The sequence below is a fragment of the Frateuria hangzhouensis genome, assembly GCF_026410505.1.
Taxonomy (GTDB): domain Bacteria; phylum Pseudomonadota; class Gammaproteobacteria; order Xanthomonadales; family Rhodanobacteraceae; genus Frateuria_A; species Frateuria_A hangzhouensis.
Genome location: NZ_JAPMIU010000009.1, coordinates 110811 through 126969 on the forward strand (window position 1 = coordinate 110811; position 16159 = coordinate 126969).

The window sequence follows — 16159 nt, forward strand, 5'->3', positions numbered from 1 at the left end:
GAAGCGCAGCCAGGCAGGGCCCGGATCAGGTGCGCTGGATCTCCAGCGTCAGCCCCAGCTCCGCCATCGGCGCCTGTTCCTGCTCCAGGTCCGCCTCGGTCAGCGGGTGCTGGTCCAGCCAACTGGCCGGAATGGCCAGACGCAGGCGGTGGCTGGTGGCGCCAAGCTTGAGCAGTGGCAGCGATTCGGGGCGGCGGCCGCGACGGAACAGCACGGCCAGGCGCAGCAGCGCGGTGATGTGGCGGGCCAGCGCGCGGTAGCGCTGTGGCAGCACCGTGATCAGCGCCTTGGCCGGCTTGCGCCGGTGTGCCTCGATCACCGCCGAAAGCAGTTGCTGTTCCTGTCGCGAGAAACCGGCCAGGTCGGCGTGGCGCAGGATGTAGGCGCCGTGGTGGTGATGCTGGCTGTGCGCGATGGCCAAGCCGATCTCGTGCACGCGGGCGGCCCAGGAGAGCCACTCGCGCGCCTCGGCATCCAGCTTCCAGGGCCGCGCGACCTGGTCGAACAGCATCAGGGCGGTCTGCTCCACGCGGCGTGCCTGCGCGCGGTCGACGCCGTAGCGCGTGGCCAGCGCATCGATGCTGTCGGTGCGCGGATCGCTGCCGCCGGCGCGCCCGAGCAGATCCCAGAGCAGGCCCTCGCGCATGGAGCTTTCGCAGACGCGCAGGTGGTCGATGCCCAGCGCCTCGAACGCCGCCTCCAGGATCACCACCGCGCCGGCGAACACCGGCGCGCGCTCCTCGGTGAGCCCGGGCAGGCGCAAAAGGTCCATCTGGCCCTGCTCGAGTACGGCCTCGCGCAACTCGGCCAGGGCTTCCTGCGTGATCCCGTCGTCGGTCAGGCCCATCGCCTGGACCACCGCGTCGACCGCCTTGGCGCTGCCGGAAGAGCCGTAGGCCTCCTGCCAGCCCGATTCACGGAAATCCTCGGCGAACTGCTGCAGCAACACGCCGACCTCGCTGCGTGCGCGTTGCCAGCGCTTGGCCGTCAGCCGGCCGCCGGGGAAGAAGCGCAGCGTCGAGGCGATGCAGCCGGCCTGCACGCTCTCGGTATGCAGCGGCGCCAGGCCGCGGCCAATGATGAACTCGGTACTGCCGCCACCCACGTCGATCACCAGTCGCGGCTCGCGCGAGGCGGGCAGGTCGTGCGCTACGCCAAGGAAGATGAGCCGACCTTCCTCGCGGCCGGAGACGATTTCCACGGGATGTCCCAGCGCCGCCTCGGCGGCGCCCAGGAAGCTGTGCGGCGAGGCCAGCCGCCGCACGGTATTGGTCGCCACCGCGCGCACGTTGGCCGAGGGCAGGCTTTCGATGCGCTGGCCGAAACGGGCCAGGCTGGCGAGCGCGCGCGCGCGGTGGGCCGCGTCCAGCGTGCCGTCCGAGCGCAGGCCCGCGGCCAGCCGCACGCTGTCGCGCAGGCGGTCGATCACGCGTGGCTCGCCGTGTTCCATGCGTGCGACCACGATGTGGAAGCTGTTCGAGCCCAGGTCGACGGCCGCGATCAGTTCGCCATCCTGGATGGGTACGGGCTCGGTGGTCACGCGGGAATTCCGGTCGGGCGAAACAGGGATTTTGCCATGCGTAACCCTGCGCTCTTCGCGGGAGCCCGCTTGTGGCCGGCGCCACTGCGCTGGTCGCGGCCCGAAACCGGGAGTATCGCCCGCAAGTGGGCTTCTGCAGGGAATCCTGGCGCGAGGGTCATGCGCAGATCTTCGCGAGCAGGGTCTGCTGCGCGCAGTGAGGCGGCTGGTCGCCGGGGGTGGCGCGCGTGTAGCGGCCGTCGCTGCCCAGCAGCCAGGCCTGGGTGTTGTCGGCCAGGCCGTTGGCCAGCGTCTCGTCGAACACGCGCTTGGCCAGGGCCGGGTCCATGATCGGAAAGGCAACCTCGATGCGGCGCATCAGGTTGCGCTCCATCCAGTCGGCGCTGGCGCAGTAGATCTCCGGCTTGCCGTCGTTGGCGAACCAGTACACGCGGCTGTGTTCCAGGAAGCGTCCCACGATCGAGCGCACGCGGATGCGCTCGGAAATGCCCGGCAGGCCGGGCCGCAGCGTGCAGGCGCCGCGCACGATCAGATCGATCTCCACGCCCGCCTGCGAGGCGCGGTACAGCGCCTCGATCACGTGCGATTCGTTCAGCGCATTGAGCTTGGCCACGATGCGCGCCGGCCGCCCGGCCTGCGCGTGGGCGGTCTCGCGCTGGATCTTGGCCACCACGCTCTTGTACAGCGTGAACGGCGAGTGCAGCAGGCGCTTGAGGCTGATCACCGAGCCCAGGCCGGAGAGCTGCTGGAACACCTTGTGCAGGTCTTCGCCGATCTCCGGGTTGGCGGTCATCAGGCCGATGTCGGTGTACATGCGGCTGTTGGCCTGATGGTAGTTGCCGGTGGACAGGTGCACGTAGCGGTGCAGCGCGTCGGCCTCGCGGCGCACGATCAGCATCATCTTGGCGTGGGTCTTGTAGCCGACCACGCCGTAGACCACCTGCACGCCGGCTTCCTGCAGCTGCGTGGCCAGGCGGATGTTGGCCTCCTCGTCGAAGCGCGCGCGCAGCTCGATCACGACGGTGACGTCCTTGCCGTTGCGCGCGGCCTCCACCAGCAGATCGACCAGCGGGGTGTCCTCGCCGGCGCGGTAGAGCGTCTGCTTGATCGCCAGCACGTTCGGGTCGGTGGCGGCCTGGCGCAACAGGTCGACCACCGCGGCGAAACTTTCGTACGGATGGTGCAGCAGCACGTCGCGCTGCCCGATCAGCTCGAACAGGTTGGTGCCCGGCCCGATCGCCGCCGGCAGGCAGGGCACGAAGCGGGGGAACTTCAGTTCCGGCCGGTCCAGGTGCTCGTAGATGCCGCCCGCGCGGATGATGTTGACCGGCCCATCGCAACGGTAGACGTCCGATGCGTCCAGTTCGAAGTTCGCCACCAGCATCGCGGTGATCGCCTTGGGGCAGTCGTTGGCGATCTCCAGCCGCACCGGGCGTGCGTAGCCGCGGCCCAGCAGCTCCTCGCTGAGCGCGCGGGCGAGGTTCTCCACCTCCGCTTCCTCCACGATCAACTCGCTGTTGCGGGTGACGCGGAACTGGTAGGAGCCGACCACCTTGAAGCCGGCGAACATCAGATCGACGAAGGCCTGCAGCAGTTCGGCCAGGAACACGAAGTTGTCGCCGCCGCCGCCCACCTCCGCCGGCAGCCTGACGATGCGCGGCAGCGAGCGCGGCGCGCGCACCAGCGCCATGTGGCCCTCGTGGCCGAACGCGTCGCGGCCCTGCAGCACCACCGCGATGTTGAGTGTCTTGTTGAGGATGCGCGGAAACGGGTGCGCCGGGTCCAGGCCCAGCGGCGAGAGCACCGGCAGCACCTCGTGCTCGAAATAACCCTGCAGCCAGCGCCGCTGCACCGGCGTCCACTTGTCGCGGGTGAGGAAATGGATGTTGGCCGCGTCGAGCTGCGGTTTGAGCTGGTCCTGCCAGGTGGCGTACTGCTCGGTGACCAGATCCAGCACGCGCGCGCGGATGCGCGCGAGCAGCTCGCCGGAAGGCAGTCCGTCCGGCCCTGGCGCGGCCGAGCCGTAGGCGTGGTGATGCTTGAGCATCGCCACCCGTACCTCGAAGAACTCGTCCAGGTTGTTGGCCACGATGCTCAGGTAGCGCAGCCGTTCCAGCAGAGGCACATGCGCGTCGCGCGCCATCGCCAGCACGCGGAAGTTGAACTCCAGCGCCGCCAGTTCGCGGCTCAGGTAGAGCTCCGGCGCGGTCAGGTCGGCGATCGCAGTGGCGGTTTGCGGGAGTTTGCGGGCCATGGGCACCCATTCTGGACGATGCCGGGGCCAAGTACACCCCGGGGCCGCGCATCCAAGTAGGGTGGGCTTCAGCCCACCATGGTGGAAGGTGGGCTGAAGCCCACCCTACCGGGGGCCGTGTTCGGCAGGCAGGAGACGCTCGGGCCCGAAATGGCAGGCGAAGGTGGAACCCTGGCCCGGCGTGCTTTCCACGGTCAGGCGCGCCTGGTGGAGGTTGAGCACGTGCTTGACGATGGATAGCCCCAGGCCGGTGCCGCCGGTTTCGCGCGAGCGGCTGGAGGAGACCCGGTAGAAGCGCTCGGTCAGCCGCGCCAGGTGGCTGGCCGGGATGCCGTAGCCGGTGTCGGTCACCGCATAGGTCGCGCCGTCGGCCGTGCGCTGCCAACCGATGGTGATGTGGCCGCCGCTGGGGGTGTAACGCACGGCGTTGCTGACCAGGTTGGACAGCGCGCTGTGCAGGTCCCTGGGCGAGCCGAGCAGGTCGCAGTCGGCGTCGGCCCGAAGGGTGACCTGGTGGCGGCCCTGGCTGAGCGCATCGGCTTCCCTGCGCAACGTGGCGAGCAGCCCGGCCATCGGCACGCGCTCGTCGACAACGTGTTCCTGGGTTTCCAGCCGCGAGAGGGTGAGCAGGTCTTCGACAATCTGGCCCATGCGCTTGGATTGCGCGCGCATTTCGGCCAGCACCGGGGCCAGCGCGGGCACATCCTCCGGGTCGAGCAGTTCGAGGTAGCCGTGGATCACGGTCAACGGCGTGCGCAGCTCGTGCGAAACGTTGGCCACGAAATCCCTGCGTATCTGTTCCAGCCGGGTCAGCGGGCTGATGTCGCGGGCCAGCAGCATCCGCTGGCGGCGGCCGAACGGCTGTACAGAGACGTCCAGATGGTCGCCGGGCCGGCCCGGGGCGGGCACGTCGTGCAGGGTCGCGCGGGCACCCGCGCGCAGCCAGGCCGCCAGGTCCGAACCATGCAGGCGCTCGGACAGCAGCACGCCGCGATCCTTGCCGCGGCGCAGGCCCAGCAGCGTTTCGGCGGCGCGGTTGAACCAGCGCACGCGCCAGGCTTCGTCCAGCAGCACGATCGCGTCGGGCAGGCTGTCGGCGGCATCGCGCAGATCGTGCAGGGTGACGGCGAGGCGGCGGGCGCGTCGGGTCACGGGGCGCTTGCCGAGAAGCGGTAGCCGGCGCCGCGCACGGTCTGCACCATCGCGTCCAGTTGCCAGGGTTCGAGCGTCTTGCGCAGGCGGCGGATGTGCACGTCGACGGTGCGCTCCTCCACGTACACGCTGCCGCCCCAGACGTGGTCGAGCAGCTGCGCGCGGGTGTAGACGCGCTCGGGGTGGGTCATGAAGAAGTACAGCAGGCGGTATTCGGTGGGGCCGATCGGCACGGGCTCCTCGCCGGCGAACACGCGGTGCGCGGGACCGTCGATGCGCAGGCCGCCCAGTTCGACCATGCCGCTGCCGTCGTCGCCCTGGCTGCGGCGCAGCACGGCCTTGATGCGCGCGATCAGCTCGCGGGTGGAAAAGGGCTTGACCACGTAGTCGTCGACGCCCGCTTCCAGTCCGTTGACGCGATCCATCTCCTCGCCGCGCGCGGTGAGCATGATGATCGGGATCTCGCGGCTGAGTTCCTCCTTGCGCAGGCGCCTGGCCAGTTCCAGCCCGCTCATGCCCGGCAGCATCCAGTCGAGCAGGATCAGGTCGGGTACCTGTTCGGCGATGGCGAGCTGCGCGGCACGTGCATCGGCCGCCTGCATGGCCTCCATGCCGGCCTTGTGCAGCGCGAAGGTGACCATGTCGCGGATGGAGGCTTCGTCTTCGACGATGAGGATGCGTTTGTGCACGCGATGGGCGCCTGGGCGGTGACGGGCGTATTGCAGCGGGGCAATGTTACGTGGGGATGACAACCCTGGCTCTCTGCAGGAGCCCGCTTACGGGTGATGCTCTTGTTCTGATGCCGAGCCCAGACAAAAGCATCGCCCGCAAGCGGGCTCCTACATAGAGCGGCGGCTACTGGCTGCGTCCGTCCGGGTTGTCGGCCGTCTGGATCTTGCGTTTGCGCAGCTCCAGCAACAGTGGGGTGAGGTCGGCGATGCGCGACTGGATGCGCGCGCGGGCGTAGTAGTCCAGGTCGTCGCGCTTGAGCAGTCGCTTGAGCTGTTCCATCGCATCGAACGGACGGCCGGAAAGGTAACTGGCGTCGGCGTAAGCCTCGCCGGCGCGCACGCGGTCGCCGGCCTTGTCGCTGGCGCGGGCGTAGCTGCGATAGATGTCCGGCTCGTCGGCGTTGTCCAGGAATGGACGAAGCAGGGCGGCGGCCGTGCCGGCCTGGGCGGTGTCGCCGCCGGCGGTCAATGCCTTGGCGTAGGCCAGTGCGACTGCGCGGTTGCGTGGCGAGCGCGAGTTGAGCTGGGCGTAGCGGGCCAGCGCCTCGGCGCGGAGGCCTTCCTGCAACTGGGCGTCGGCCATCGCCAGGTCCAGGACCAGGCTGTCCGGATGGGCCGCCAGCAGCGGCTCGAGCTGCGCGATCGCCTGCGCGCCGTAGCTGCCGCGGATCAGTGCCAGCGCGTAGCCGTAACGATGGGCGGGCGTGTCGAAGCCGGGCGTGGAGAAGCTGGCGCTGTAATACTGGATCAACTTGGAGGCGTCGCCGGCCAGCACGCGGGTGCGCTCGCGCATCAGCGCGTAGGTATCCAGGCCGTCCTTGGGCGGTGCGGCCAGCAGCGTGGTCGGATCCCTGACGTAGGCGATCGGCGCGGTGGTCTTTTCCCAGTCGCCGTGCACCAGCGTGGAGCCGCTCGGGCGCAGCTTCTGCGCATCCAGCAGCGCGCTGGCGCGTGACTTGGCGTCGCTGATGCGCGCGAGCGTGACCGGGTGGGTCTGCAGCAGCGCCGGCACGTCGGCGCCGCCGGAACCGGCGCGCAGGGTGTCCTGCATGCGCTCGAAGAAGCCGGCCATGGCGCGCGGGTCGAAACCGGCGTTGGCCAGGGTATGGATGCCCACGCGGTCGGCTTCGACCTCGTCCTTGCGGGTGAAGTTGATCGACCGCTGCGCGAGCAGCCCCTGGCCGGCGGCCAGCACCGCCATCGGCGAATCGCCGCTGTGCGAGCTGGCGCCCGCGGCGATCGCGCCCAGCAGCACCAGCGCCATCAGCGGGGCATCCTTCTTTGATGCCTCGAACGCGCGCTGCAGATGGTTCTGCGTGATATGGCCGATCTCATGGGCGATCACGCCGGCCAGCTCGCTTTCCTCGCGGGTGATCTCGATCAGGCCGGAATTGACCGCGATGTACCCCCCCGGTGCAGCGAAGGCGTTGATCTGCGGGTCCTTGACAATGATGAAGGTGAAATGGCCCTTCGGCTGGTCACTGCCGGCCACCAGCCGGTAGCCGAGGTCGTTGACGTAATCGTCCAGCAGCGGATCTTCCACCACCATGTCCAGCGAGCGCATCTGGCGCAGCATGGCCGCGCCGTAGTCCTGGGCGTCCTGCGGTGAGATCAGCGCGTCGGCCGAGCTACCCAGGTCCGGCAGCCTGATGTCTTCCTGCGCACCGGCGCCGAAGGCGAGGCAGGCGGTGACCAGTGCGGTCAGCAGACGGGGGGCGGGTCGTGGTGCCATGGCCATAGGTGGGCGACAATAACATCACTGTCAGACCGCCCGCGGCGGCGTCGGTTCATCGCCCGTTGGCTTGCAAACGGGCGCCGGACGCCCCATGTGAAGGGCCAGTTGCAAGCCATCCGGAGTCCCAAGCAATGCCCAAGATCGAGGTCTATTCCACGGCGGTGTGCCCGTACTGCGTAGCGGCCAAGAACCTGCTCAAGTCAAAGGGGCTCGAGTGGAACGAAGTGCGCGTGGACGCCGATCCGGCGCAGCGCGACCTGATGCTCCAGCGCAGCGGCGGCCGCCGTACCGTGCCGCAGATCTTCATCAACGACCAGCACGTGGGCGGCTACGACGACCTGGTCGCCGCCGACCGCAGCGGCAGGCTCAAGCAACTGCTGGGCGAGGCCGCATGAGCGAGGACAAGAGCAAGGACCGCCTGGCGGAATTCACCGCCTTCCGCCAGCGCATGAACGAGCGCATCCTGGCCGAAGACAACCAGGTCGTGCGGCGCTTCTTCGCGCTGGACACGCAAACCTACAAGCCCGGCGCGCTGGACGTGAAAACCAAGGAGCTGCTCGGCCTGGTCGCCTCGATGGTGCTGCGCTGCGACGACTGCATCAGCTATCACGTGGCGCAGTGCAAGGAGGCCGGCGTCACCCGCGAGGAGTTCTTCGAGACCTTCAGCGTGGGCCTGGTGGTGGGAGGCTCGATCGTGATCCCGCATTTGCGGCGGGCGGTGGATTTCCTCGACCAGTTGGAAGGCGGGCAGGCTGACGCCGCCGCCTGCAGCAACCACGCGTAAGCAACGTAGGGTGGGCTTCAGCCCACCGTCCCGGCGGGTTGCGGTGGGCTGAAGCCCCACCCTACGCGCCCGGGGTGCGATGAACCGCAATGCTCCGTGCGAGGATTTGCAACGCCCTGGCGGGTCCTGCCTGCTGCCAGTTGTTGGGCGCATGGGCGATAATTGACGGTATTTGGCGTGCGCCAACCCGCCGCACGCAGCAGATCAGGAGTCTCCCATGAGCAAAACCATCGCCGTGATCCCGGGCGACGGCATCGGCCCGGAAATCATGACCGCCACCCTGAGCGTGCTCGATGCGCTGGATTGCGGCCTGAGCTACGACTTCGTGGAAGCCGGCATGGTGGCGCTGGAGAAGCAAGGCGACCTGCTGCCCAAGGCCACGCTGGACAAGATCGCCGAGCACAAGGTTGCGCTCAAGGGGCCGCTGACCACGCCGATCGGCGGCGGCTTCACCTCGATCAACGTCACCCTGCGCCGGCATTTCGACCTGTACGCCAACGTACGCCCGGCCACCAGCTTCCCGGGCACCAGGGCGCGCTACGAGAACATCGACATCATCACGGTGCGCGAGAACACCGAGGGCGCCTACCTGGCCGAGGGCCAGACGCTGTCCGAGGACGGCGAGGTGGCCACCTCGCTGGTGCGCAACACCCGCAAGGGTGCCAGCCGCATCGTGCGCTACGCCTTCGAGATGGCTGTCAGGAAGGGCCGCAGGAAAGTCACCGCCGTCCACAAGGCCAACATCATCAAGACCGCCTCGGGGCTGTTCCTCAACGTGGCGCGCGAGATCGCCAAGGAATACCCGCAGATCGAGTTCAACGAGATGATCGTGGACAACACCTGCATGCAGCTGGTGATGCGTCCCGAGCAGTTCGACGTGATCGTCACCACCAACCTGTTCGGCGACATCATCTCGGACCTGTGCGCCGGCTTGGTCGGCGGGCTGGGCCTGGCCCCGGGCGACAACATCGGCGAGCACGCGGCGATCTTCGAAGCGGTGCATGGCTCGGCGCCGGACATCGCCGGCAAGGGCATCGCCAACCCCTGCGCGCTGCTGCTGGCGGCGGCCGACATGCTCGATCACCTGGGCATGGTCGAAAAGGGCACCCGCCTGCGCAATGCGATCCGCGAGACCATGGCCAACGACCATGACCAGGTCACGCCGGACCTGGGCGGCAAGGGCAACACGCAGAGCTTCGGCGAGGCGATCGCACGGCGCGCGAAGGGCTGATCCCCGGCTGGATGCGCTCGACGACGGCCGCGGCATCGACCGCGGCCGTTTCGTTTTTTGGGTGCCGGGAAGCGCGGGCCGCTCGCTTCGGCTGCCTGCATCTGCCTGTGGGCACCTGCCCCGACGACGCGGGGAAGGTGCCGGAGGCGGATGGGGCTTTTCAACCCGGTCGGAGTGCCAGCTGGATCGCCCTCCGCCGCAAGCATCGCCGAAGCGGCAGATGCCGGATCACTTGTGGGCGCCGGCCTTGTAGCTTCCGCCGATCGTGCGCGCCGCGATGTTGATGCGGTTCCAGCTGTTGATGGTGGCGACCAGCAGGGTCAGGTCGACCAGCGCTTCCTCGTCGAAATGCTGCCGGGCCTGCTCGTAGAGCGCGTCGGACACCGCTTCGTGCGAGTCGAGCTCGGTCAGCTCCTCGGCCCAGGCCAGGGCGATGCGCTCGCGCTCGCTGAACAGCGTGGTCTCGCGCCAGGCGGGCAGAACGTACAGGCGCTGCTCGGTCTCGCCGGCGGCGCGGGCGTCCTTGCTGTGCATGTCCAGGCAATAGGCGCAGCCGTTGATCTGCGAGCAGCGCATCAGCACCAGCTCGATCAGCGCAGGTTCCAGGCGGGCGGCCTTGTGGATGTTCTGGGTGATCGTGACCAGCGGCTGCATGGCGGCGTAGTGGCGCTGGATGGCAAAACGGGTCATGGCAAATCTCCTTGGACGGAAAAGCGGCCGGAGTGGCCGTTCAGTGCAAGGACGCGGCAGCCGCCGGTTTCGTGACGGCCAGCAGGCGCCGAAGCTTGCCGGGATGGCGCAGCGAGTGCATCGAGGTGATGCGCTCGCCATCGCAGTCGAGCCAGAGGACCGAACTGAGCGTGTCGCCGGTCCACATCAGCAGCGCCGGAGCGGCGTTGAGGGTGGTCAATTCGTAGCGCAGCCGGTAGCGGCGGCCCAGGTTGCTGGCGATCTGCAGATACAGCCGCGCCAGCCGCTCGGCGCCGTACAGCGGGCGCAGGGTGGCGCGGACCACGCCGCCGCCATCGCTGATCTGGATCGCATCCTCGGCGAATAGCGCGCGCAGCGCGTCCAGGCTGGGCTCGCTCATGGCGGCGACGAAGCGCTCGAGCATGCGCCGCTGCGCACGGGCATCGACATTGAAGCGTGGCCGCCCCTCGCGCAGGCGCGCCTTGGCGCGATGCACGCGCTGGCGGCAGGCATCCTCGGCGATGCCCAGGATCGCGGCGGCCTCGGCATGGCTGTAGTCGAATACCTCGCGCAGCAGGAACGCCGCGCGCTCCTCCGGGCTCAGCCGTTCGAGCAGCAGCAGAAAGGACAGGGTGAGCGTCTCGCCGCGCTCGAGCTCCGCCTCCGGCTGTTCGGCATCGGGCACCAGCGGCTCGGGCAGCCAGGGGCCGGTGTAGTGTTCGCGCTCGGTCCTGGCGCGGCGCAGGCGGTCCAGCGCCAGGCGCGTGGTGACGGTCACCAGCCAGGCTTCCGGCTCGTCCAGTGCGTCGATGTCCTGTGCGTGCCAGCGCAGCCAGGCGTCGTGCAGCACGTCCTCGGCGTCGGTGGGGGTGCCGAGCATGCGGTAGGCCAGCCCGAACAGGCGAGGGCGGTGCTGCTGGAAGAGCGCGGTCTGGGTATCCATGGGGGTTTTCTCCGGGGGGATACGTTCAGGACGCGCCGGGCCGGCGCAACGTGACCGTTCAGCGCACCAGCGGCCAGGGCGCCAGGAACACCAGCCACATCAACAACACGATGCCGGCGTACTTGAGCCCGCGGAAAAGCTTCCGATGCCGCCGCTTGAAGGCCTTGCTGCGCTCCCGGCCGCGCTGGTTGAGCGCGTACATGCGGTTGACGAAGCCGACCTTCTCCGAGTCGGCGTTCGGCGAGGCGGTGATCCGGCCCATGAAGGCGCCGACACGGTGGTTGATGGCGCTCATCCAGCGCGTGCGCAGCGGGCGCTCGACGTCGGCGAACAGGATCACGCGGGTCTGGTCGGTCTTGTTTTCCACCCAGTGCACGTAGGTTTCGTCGAACACCACGTCCTTGCCGTCGCCCCAGGCGTGTTCTTCGCCGTCGACGAAGATGCGGCAGTCGCGCGAGTTGGGGGTGATCAGGCCCAGGTGGTAGCGCAGCGAGCCGGCGAAGGGGTCGCGGTGGGGGTTGAGCTTGCTGTGTGGCGCCAGCGTGGCGAACATCGCCGCCTTGATGCTGGGAATGGCTTCGAGCAGCGCGACCGTCTTCGGGCACAAGGCCTCGGCCGAGGCCAGCGGTTCGCCGTACCACTTGAGGTAGAAGCGCTTCCAGCCCTGCTTGAAGAAGCTGTTGAAGCTGGCGTCGTTGTGCTTCTGCGCAGCGCGGATATGGCCTTCGTCGAACAGCTGCAGCGCCTCTTCGCGGATGGTCTGCCAGTTGGCCTGCAGCAGGTCCAGCTGGGGAAAGCCGCGGCGGTCCAGGATCGGCCGCGCCGGTACCGCCGAGAAGGCGTACATCAGCAGGTTGTACGGCGCGAAGAGCGCCGAATGGTCGACCAGCTGGCGATCGAAGCGCAGCCGCGCCCGACCGCGCAGATGCACCAGCAGCACGCACAGTGCGAACAGCAGGAGCAGCAGCAGGACGATCAGGCGCGGTGTGAGGATCATGGGGGCTGGGTCGCGGACGGGGCGGCCTATTCTACGCTGGCGCGGGCGTCTGGACGGAGCGGGCTTTCGCTCCGTCTCTCCGAAGGAGACAGGCAGCGAACGAGGAAGCAAAGCCAGGAAGCAACCTCGTAGGGTGGGCTCCAGCCCACCGGCTCTGATGGGGATCCATGGTGGGCTGAAGCCCACCCTACGTGATCCGGCTCATCTCTCCGGGAGAGGAAGCAGGACGCGATCAATCCGTCACATCCGGCTCGAAGAAGCTCCAGCGAATCTCCGCGAACTGCGCCTTCATCGCCCGCTCGACGGTGTTGATCGCCTCGATCAGCGCCCGATCGCTCGCGCACGGCTCCATTTTGGCCTTGACCGACACCATCACGTCCGCACCCATCTGCAGCGTGATCAGGTTGAGCACCTGGGCCACCTCCGACCGGTTCTGCAGGAACGCATGCAGTTCGGCGCGGCGGCGCGGTTCCACGCCCTGGCCGATCAGCAAGGCCTTGACCTCGATCGCCAGCGCGACCGCGACCACCACCAGCAACACGCCAATCGCGATGGTACCGGCCGCGTCGAACAACAGGTTGCCGGTGAGCATGGTCGCGCCTACCGCCAGCGCGGCCAGAAACAGGCCGATGAGCGCCGCCAGGTCTTCGCCGAAGATCACCAGCAGTTCGCTGGAGCGCGTCTCCCGGAACCACGTCCACAGGTTCTGCTCGCCGCGCGCCTTGTTGACCTCCTGCATGCAGCCGCGCATGGAGATGCCCTCGGCGACGATGCCGAACAGCAACACGCCCAGCGCCAGCCACGGCCACTTCAGCGGCTCGGGATGGCTGAGCTTGTGCACGCCCTCGTAGACCGAGAACATGCCGCCCACGCTGAACAGCAGGATCGCCACCAGGAACGACCAGAAGTACAGCGCGCGGCCCCAGCCCAGCGGGTATTCGTCCGACGGCGGCCGCTTGGCCTGGCGCATGCCCAGCAGCAACAGGCCCTGGTTGCCGCAGTCGGCCAGCGAATGCACCGCCTCGGCCAGCATCGCACCCGAACCGGTCAGGAAGGCGGCGACCAGCTTGGCGATGAAGATGGCGAAGTTGGCGCCGAGCGCGAGGAAGATCGCCTTGAGCGAGTTGGCGTGGCCAGACATGCGTAGGTTCCTGCGAATGGCCGGTCAGTTTAGGCCAGGTGGCGGGTCGGGCGAACCGGTGGGGCAGGCCCTTCGACTTCGGCCCTTCGGGCCTACGCTCAGGGCGAACGGTTATCCCTCACCGGATGACGCCCACGCCCACGCCGAAGTGGAAGTTGTTCTTGCCCTTGCCCATCTCGTCGGCGGTCCACACGTGCGACTGGTTCACCTGCACCAGCGGGAACACGTAGTCGGCCTGACCGACCTTGTCGGCGCGGCTGCCGTTGAGCTGGCCGCTGACCGTGATCAGGCCGCCGGCCGGGTAATCCAGCGATTCGACGTAGCCGGGCATCACCGCGATGAAGCGGCCGTTGCCGCTGTCGTTGGCCTTGGGCCGCTGCGAGCCGTCCAGCGGATAGGCGAGGATTTCCACCTCGCTATGGTCGGCCAGGTTGGCCACCGTGACGATGCGCCCGCCCCAGATCACCTGGCCGTTGGCGAACTGCTCGGGCGACTGCGCGACCTGGAACGGCGGCGCGGTGACCGCGTCGGCCGAGGCCTTGTAGATCGGCGCGGGGGCGCAGGCGGCCAGCGCCAGCAACGTGGCCGGTACGAGCGAGCGGAACATCAGCGAGGCAAGGCGGATGCGCATGGCGGGCTCCTGACCTGACAAAAAATGGAGAGATGCGGCGGAACGCCACCGCGGTCCCCAGCGAGCTTAGCGGCGGCCGTGTGAACGCAATAGTGGCGAGGGCGGTGGCCTGGTGCCTTCCTCGGCCAACCAATCCAGCCGCCATTCGGCAGGGCGCTCCTGCGAGAGCAGCCGCGCCAGCGCGCGCAGCGGCTCGCGCAGGGTGTCGTCCAGCTTCCACGGCGCATTGACGATGGCCATGCCCGAACCGTTCAGCCGCAGCGGCGAATCGTCCGGGTGCACCAGCAGCTCGGCGCGCAGCACGCGGCGCGCGCCGCAGTGGCCGAGCCAGCGCAGGAACGGCTGCACCTGGCTGCGTTGCTTGATCGGGTACCACACGGCATAGACGCCGGTGGGCCAGCGCACCAGCGCGGCCTTGAGCGCCTGTTCGATCAGTCGGTACTCGGCCTCCTGCGCCTCGTAGGGCGGATCGATCAGCACCAACCCGCGCTTCTCCTTCGGCGGCAGCAGCGCCTTGAGCGCCTCGTAGCCGTCGCGCTGGTGCACGTGCATGCGCTTGTCGTGGTGGAGCAGTTCGCGCAGGCGCGCGGCTTCCTCCGGGTGCAGCTCGCACAGCTGCGCGCTGTCGGTGTCGCGCAGGGCCCGGGCCACCTGCAACGGCGAGCCGGGATAGAGCTTCAGCCCCTGTTCGTTGCCCGGCAGTGCCAGCAGGCCGTCCAGCCAATGCCGCAGCAGCGGCGGCAGCGTGCCGCCCGCGCTGGCGTGCGGGCCGACGTCCGGAAACAGCAGGCGGCCGACGCCCTCGCGCCATTCGCCGGTCTTTTCCGCTTCCTTGCCTTCCAGCGCATAGCAGCCGCTGCCGGCATGGGTGTCGATCACGGTGAATGGCGTCGGCTTGGCCTTGAGCGCGTCGAGCAGCGCGGACAGCACGACGTGCTTGAGGACGTCGGCGAAATTGCCGGCATGGTAGGCGTGGCGATAGTTCATCGCGCGAGTATAGAGGCCGGGCCGGCGTTTCCCGTGCCTTTGCAGCGACCCGGAGCTTCCGGCAAATTCTGCAGGAGCCGACTTGAGGGCGATGCTTTACGTCTTCGCGCCGCCGAAGGCATCCCCCACAAGTGGGCTCCTACGACAGCCGCATGCAAAATGAGGTCGGCTAATCGGTGCTGTTGTGCGCTTCGCTCACGGCGAGCAGCTCCGGCTGCGGCGCTTCGCTGCACCGGCTCAGCCACGGATGCACGAACACCGCCGCCAGGATCACCGCCACGCCCAGGTAGAATGGCCAGGCCAGCTCGCGCTGTTCACCGAGCAGCACCACCGCCAGCACGATGGCGTAGACCGGCTCCAGGTTGGTCACCACCTGGGTGCCGAAGGCGCTCAGGTGGCGCAGCGCCACCAGCGCCAGCGCGAAGGGCAGCAGCGTGCAGCCGAACGCCAGCAGCACCAGCAGGGCCGCGTCGCGCAGGCCTGGCGGCGCGAACGCTGCGCCGGTATGCGGCAGCAATGGCACCAGCAGGGTGAGGAACACGGTGCCGGTGCCCAGTTCCAGGCAGGTCACGGTCAGCGGATCGCCATGCTCGACCATCCGTTTGTTGCACGCGCCGAACAGAGCCACCAGCAATGCCGAGGCCACGCCCACGACCAGCCCCAACAGCATCGATCGAGGCACACCGCCGACCACCAGCGCCACCCCCGGCACCACCGCCACGCCCAGCAGCAGCTCGCGCGGGTCGAAGCGGCGGCGTGCGATCCACGGTTCCACGAAGGCCAGGAAGACCGGTCCCAACGCGATGCAGGTGGCGCCGACCGAGGCGTTGGAAAGCTTGATCGCCGCGTAGAAGGTCAGCCAATGCAGCGACACCAGCACGCCGATGCCCGCATACGCCCAGCGCAACCGCGCCGGCATCGCGCGCAACCCGCGCCATACCCTCGGGGTCGCCAGCAGCGCCACCGCCACCAGCAGCATGCGCCACCACACCAGCGCCGCCGCCGGCAGCGTGATCAGCTTGCCGAGGATCGCGGTAAAGCCCCACAACACCACGCAGAAGTGGATCTGCAGGCGGGCCTTGCTGATGGCTTGCATGGGGGCGGTCGCGCGTGGGGGAGGGCGCATTGTAGGCGGACGCGGGCTGGCGCGGTGGCCGCCTCATCGCGCCGGGCGACCCCAGGTGGCTGGCGGGGCCGCATCTGTGTAGGAGCGCCCCTGGGCGCGACCGTGGTGCCGTGGCCAAGCCACACGGTCGCGCCCAAGGGCGCTCCTACAAGAGCTTCGGATACGAGGCTGGAATCTTGTCCTGCTCGCGGAAAAGGGCGGAGCCCGCCGTGGCAGG

The 16159-nt window shown here is 68.7% G+C and carries 15 protein-coding genes; 3 read left to right on the top strand and 12 right to left on the bottom strand.

What is annotated here, in order from left to right; translation table 11 throughout:
* Window positions 1–25: 25 nt before the first annotated feature.
* From OSC30_RS11335 to OSC30_RS11355, 5 genes are all read right to left on the bottom strand, one after another.
* Entirely contained in the window at window positions 26–1540 is a 1515-nt protein-coding gene (locus OSC30_RS11335) for a Ppx/GppA phosphatase family protein (protein WP_267171960.1), read from the bottom strand.
* Between the two features lie 157 nt (window positions 1541–1697).
* Entirely contained in the window at window positions 1698–3794 is a 2097-nt protein-coding gene (gene ppk1 / locus OSC30_RS11340) for a polyphosphate kinase 1 (RefSeq protein WP_267171961.1), read from the bottom strand.
* A gap of 105 nt (window positions 3795–3899) precedes the next feature.
* The gene (gene phoR / locus OSC30_RS11345; protein ID WP_267171962.1) at window positions 3900–4946 is read right to left on the bottom strand and encodes a phosphate regulon sensor histidine kinase PhoR; all 1047 of its coding nucleotides are present in this window, start codon (window positions 4944–4946) and stop codon (window positions 3900–3902) included.
* On the bottom strand, window positions 4943–5635 hold the full coding sequence (phoB, locus tag OSC30_RS11350; RefSeq protein WP_267171963.1) for a phosphate regulon transcriptional regulator PhoB: 693 nt from the start codon (window positions 5633–5635) through the stop codon (window positions 4943–4945). Before phoB ends, phoR begins: the two co-directional genes overlap by 4 nt.
* 166 nt (window positions 5636–5801) lie before the next feature.
* Window positions 5802–7415, bottom strand: a complete 1614-nt coding sequence (locus OSC30_RS11355) for a M48 family metalloprotease (RefSeq protein ID WP_267171964.1) — start codon at window positions 7413–7415, stop codon at window positions 5802–5804.
* 128 nt (window positions 7416–7543) lie between these two features.
* On the opposite strand from OSC30_RS11355, the gene grxC reads away from it, so the two are divergent.
* The 3 genes from grxC (at window position 7544) to OSC30_RS11370 (ending at window position 9427) form a co-directional block, all read left to right on the top strand.
* Window positions 7544–7807, top strand: coding sequence for a glutaredoxin 3 (gene grxC, locus OSC30_RS11360; protein ID WP_267171965.1), 264 nt, complete (start codon window positions 7544–7546; stop codon window positions 7805–7807).
* Window positions 7804–8196: a carboxymuconolactone decarboxylase family protein gene (locus OSC30_RS11365; protein WP_267171966.1), complete on the top strand. Its 393-nt coding sequence runs from the start codon at window positions 7804–7806 to the stop codon at window positions 8194–8196. The genes grxC and OSC30_RS11365 overlap by 4 nt, the downstream gene beginning before the upstream one ends.
* Before the next feature lie 217 nt (window positions 8197–8413).
* Window positions 8414–9427: an isocitrate dehydrogenase gene (locus tag OSC30_RS11370; protein ID WP_267171967.1), complete on the top strand. Its 1014-nt coding sequence runs from the start codon at window positions 8414–8416 to the stop codon at window positions 9425–9427.
* Between the two features lie 228 nt (window positions 9428–9655).
* Here OSC30_RS11370 and OSC30_RS11375 read toward each other — a convergent pair whose 3' ends face one another.
* The 7 genes from OSC30_RS11375 to OSC30_RS11405 form a co-directional block, all read right to left on the bottom strand.
* Window positions 9656–10117: a carboxymuconolactone decarboxylase family protein gene (locus tag OSC30_RS11375; RefSeq protein WP_267171968.1), complete on the bottom strand. Its 462-nt coding sequence runs from the start codon at window positions 10115–10117 to the stop codon at window positions 9656–9658.
* Window positions 10118–10157: 40 nt separating this feature from the next.
* Entirely contained in the window at window positions 10158–11060 is a 903-nt protein-coding gene (gene sigJ, locus OSC30_RS11380) for an RNA polymerase sigma factor SigJ (protein WP_267171969.1), read from the bottom strand.
* 58 nt (window positions 11061–11118) lie between these two features.
* Window positions 11119–12039: an aspartyl/asparaginyl beta-hydroxylase domain-containing protein gene (locus OSC30_RS11385; RefSeq protein WP_425474748.1), complete on the bottom strand. Its 921-nt coding sequence runs from the start codon at window positions 12037–12039 to the stop codon at window positions 11119–11121.
* Between the two features lie 250 nt (window positions 12040–12289).
* Window positions 12290–13198 carry a cation diffusion facilitator family transporter gene (locus OSC30_RS11390; protein WP_267171971.1) on the bottom strand — a complete coding sequence of 303 codons (909 nt, stop codon included), beginning with the start codon at window positions 13196–13198 and terminating at the stop codon, window positions 12290–12292.
* Between the two features lie 118 nt (window positions 13199–13316).
* Entirely contained in the window at window positions 13317–13829 is a 513-nt protein-coding gene (locus tag OSC30_RS11395) for a Slp family lipoprotein (RefSeq protein ID WP_267171972.1), read from the bottom strand.
* A 66-nt stretch (window positions 13830–13895) separates the two neighbouring features.
* A complete protein-coding gene (locus OSC30_RS11400) occupies window positions 13896–14816 on the bottom strand; it encodes a 23S rRNA (adenine(2030)-N(6))-methyltransferase RlmJ (protein WP_267171973.1) in 921 nt (306 codons plus the stop codon).
* A gap of 169 nt (window positions 14817–14985) precedes the next feature.
* Entirely contained in the window at window positions 14986–15912 is a 927-nt protein-coding gene (locus OSC30_RS11405) for a DMT family transporter (RefSeq protein WP_267171974.1), read from the bottom strand.
* Window positions 15913–16159: the final 247 nt, after the last annotated feature.

Excerpts from the sequence above, each read along its gene's own strand:
- sigJ (WP_267171969.1), bottom strand. The coding sequence starts at position 11,060 with ATGGATACCCAGACCGCGCTCTTCCAGCAGCACCGCCCTCGCCTGTTC.
- OSC30_RS11395 (WP_267171972.1), bottom strand. The coding sequence starts at position 13,829 with ATGCGCATCCGCCTTGCCTCGCTGATGTTCCGCTCGCTCGTACCGGCC.
- OSC30_RS11405 (WP_267171974.1), bottom strand. The coding sequence starts at position 15,912 with ATGCAAGCCATCAGCAAGGCCCGCCTGCAGATCCACTTCTGCGTGGTG.
- OSC30_RS11365 (WP_267171966.1), top strand. The coding sequence starts at position 7,804 with ATGAGCGAGGACAAGAGCAAGGACCGCCTGGCGGAATTCACCGCCTTC.
- ppk1 (WP_267171961.1), bottom strand. The coding sequence starts at position 3,794 with ATGGCCCGCAAACTCCCGCAAACCGCCACTGCGATCGCCGACCTGACC.
- OSC30_RS11390 (WP_267171971.1), bottom strand. The coding sequence starts at position 13,198 with ATGTCTGGCCACGCCAACTCGCTCAAGGCGATCTTCCTCGCGCTCGGC.
- OSC30_RS11375 (WP_267171968.1), bottom strand. The coding sequence starts at position 10,117 with ATGACCCGTTTTGCCATCCAGCGCCACTACGCCGCCATGCAGCCGCTG.
- OSC30_RS11355 (WP_267171964.1), bottom strand. The coding sequence starts at position 7,415 with ATGGCCATGGCACCACGACCCGCCCCCCGTCTGCTGACCGCACTGGTC.
- OSC30_RS11370 (WP_267171967.1), top strand. The coding sequence starts at position 8,414 with ATGAGCAAAACCATCGCCGTGATCCCGGGCGACGGCATCGGCCCGGAA.
- grxC (WP_267171965.1), top strand. The coding sequence starts at position 7,544 with ATGCCCAAGATCGAGGTCTATTCCACGGCGGTGTGCCCGTACTGCGTA.
- OSC30_RS11400 (WP_267171973.1), bottom strand. The coding sequence starts at position 14,816 with ATGAACTATCGCCACGCCTACCATGCCGGCAATTTCGCCGACGTCCTC.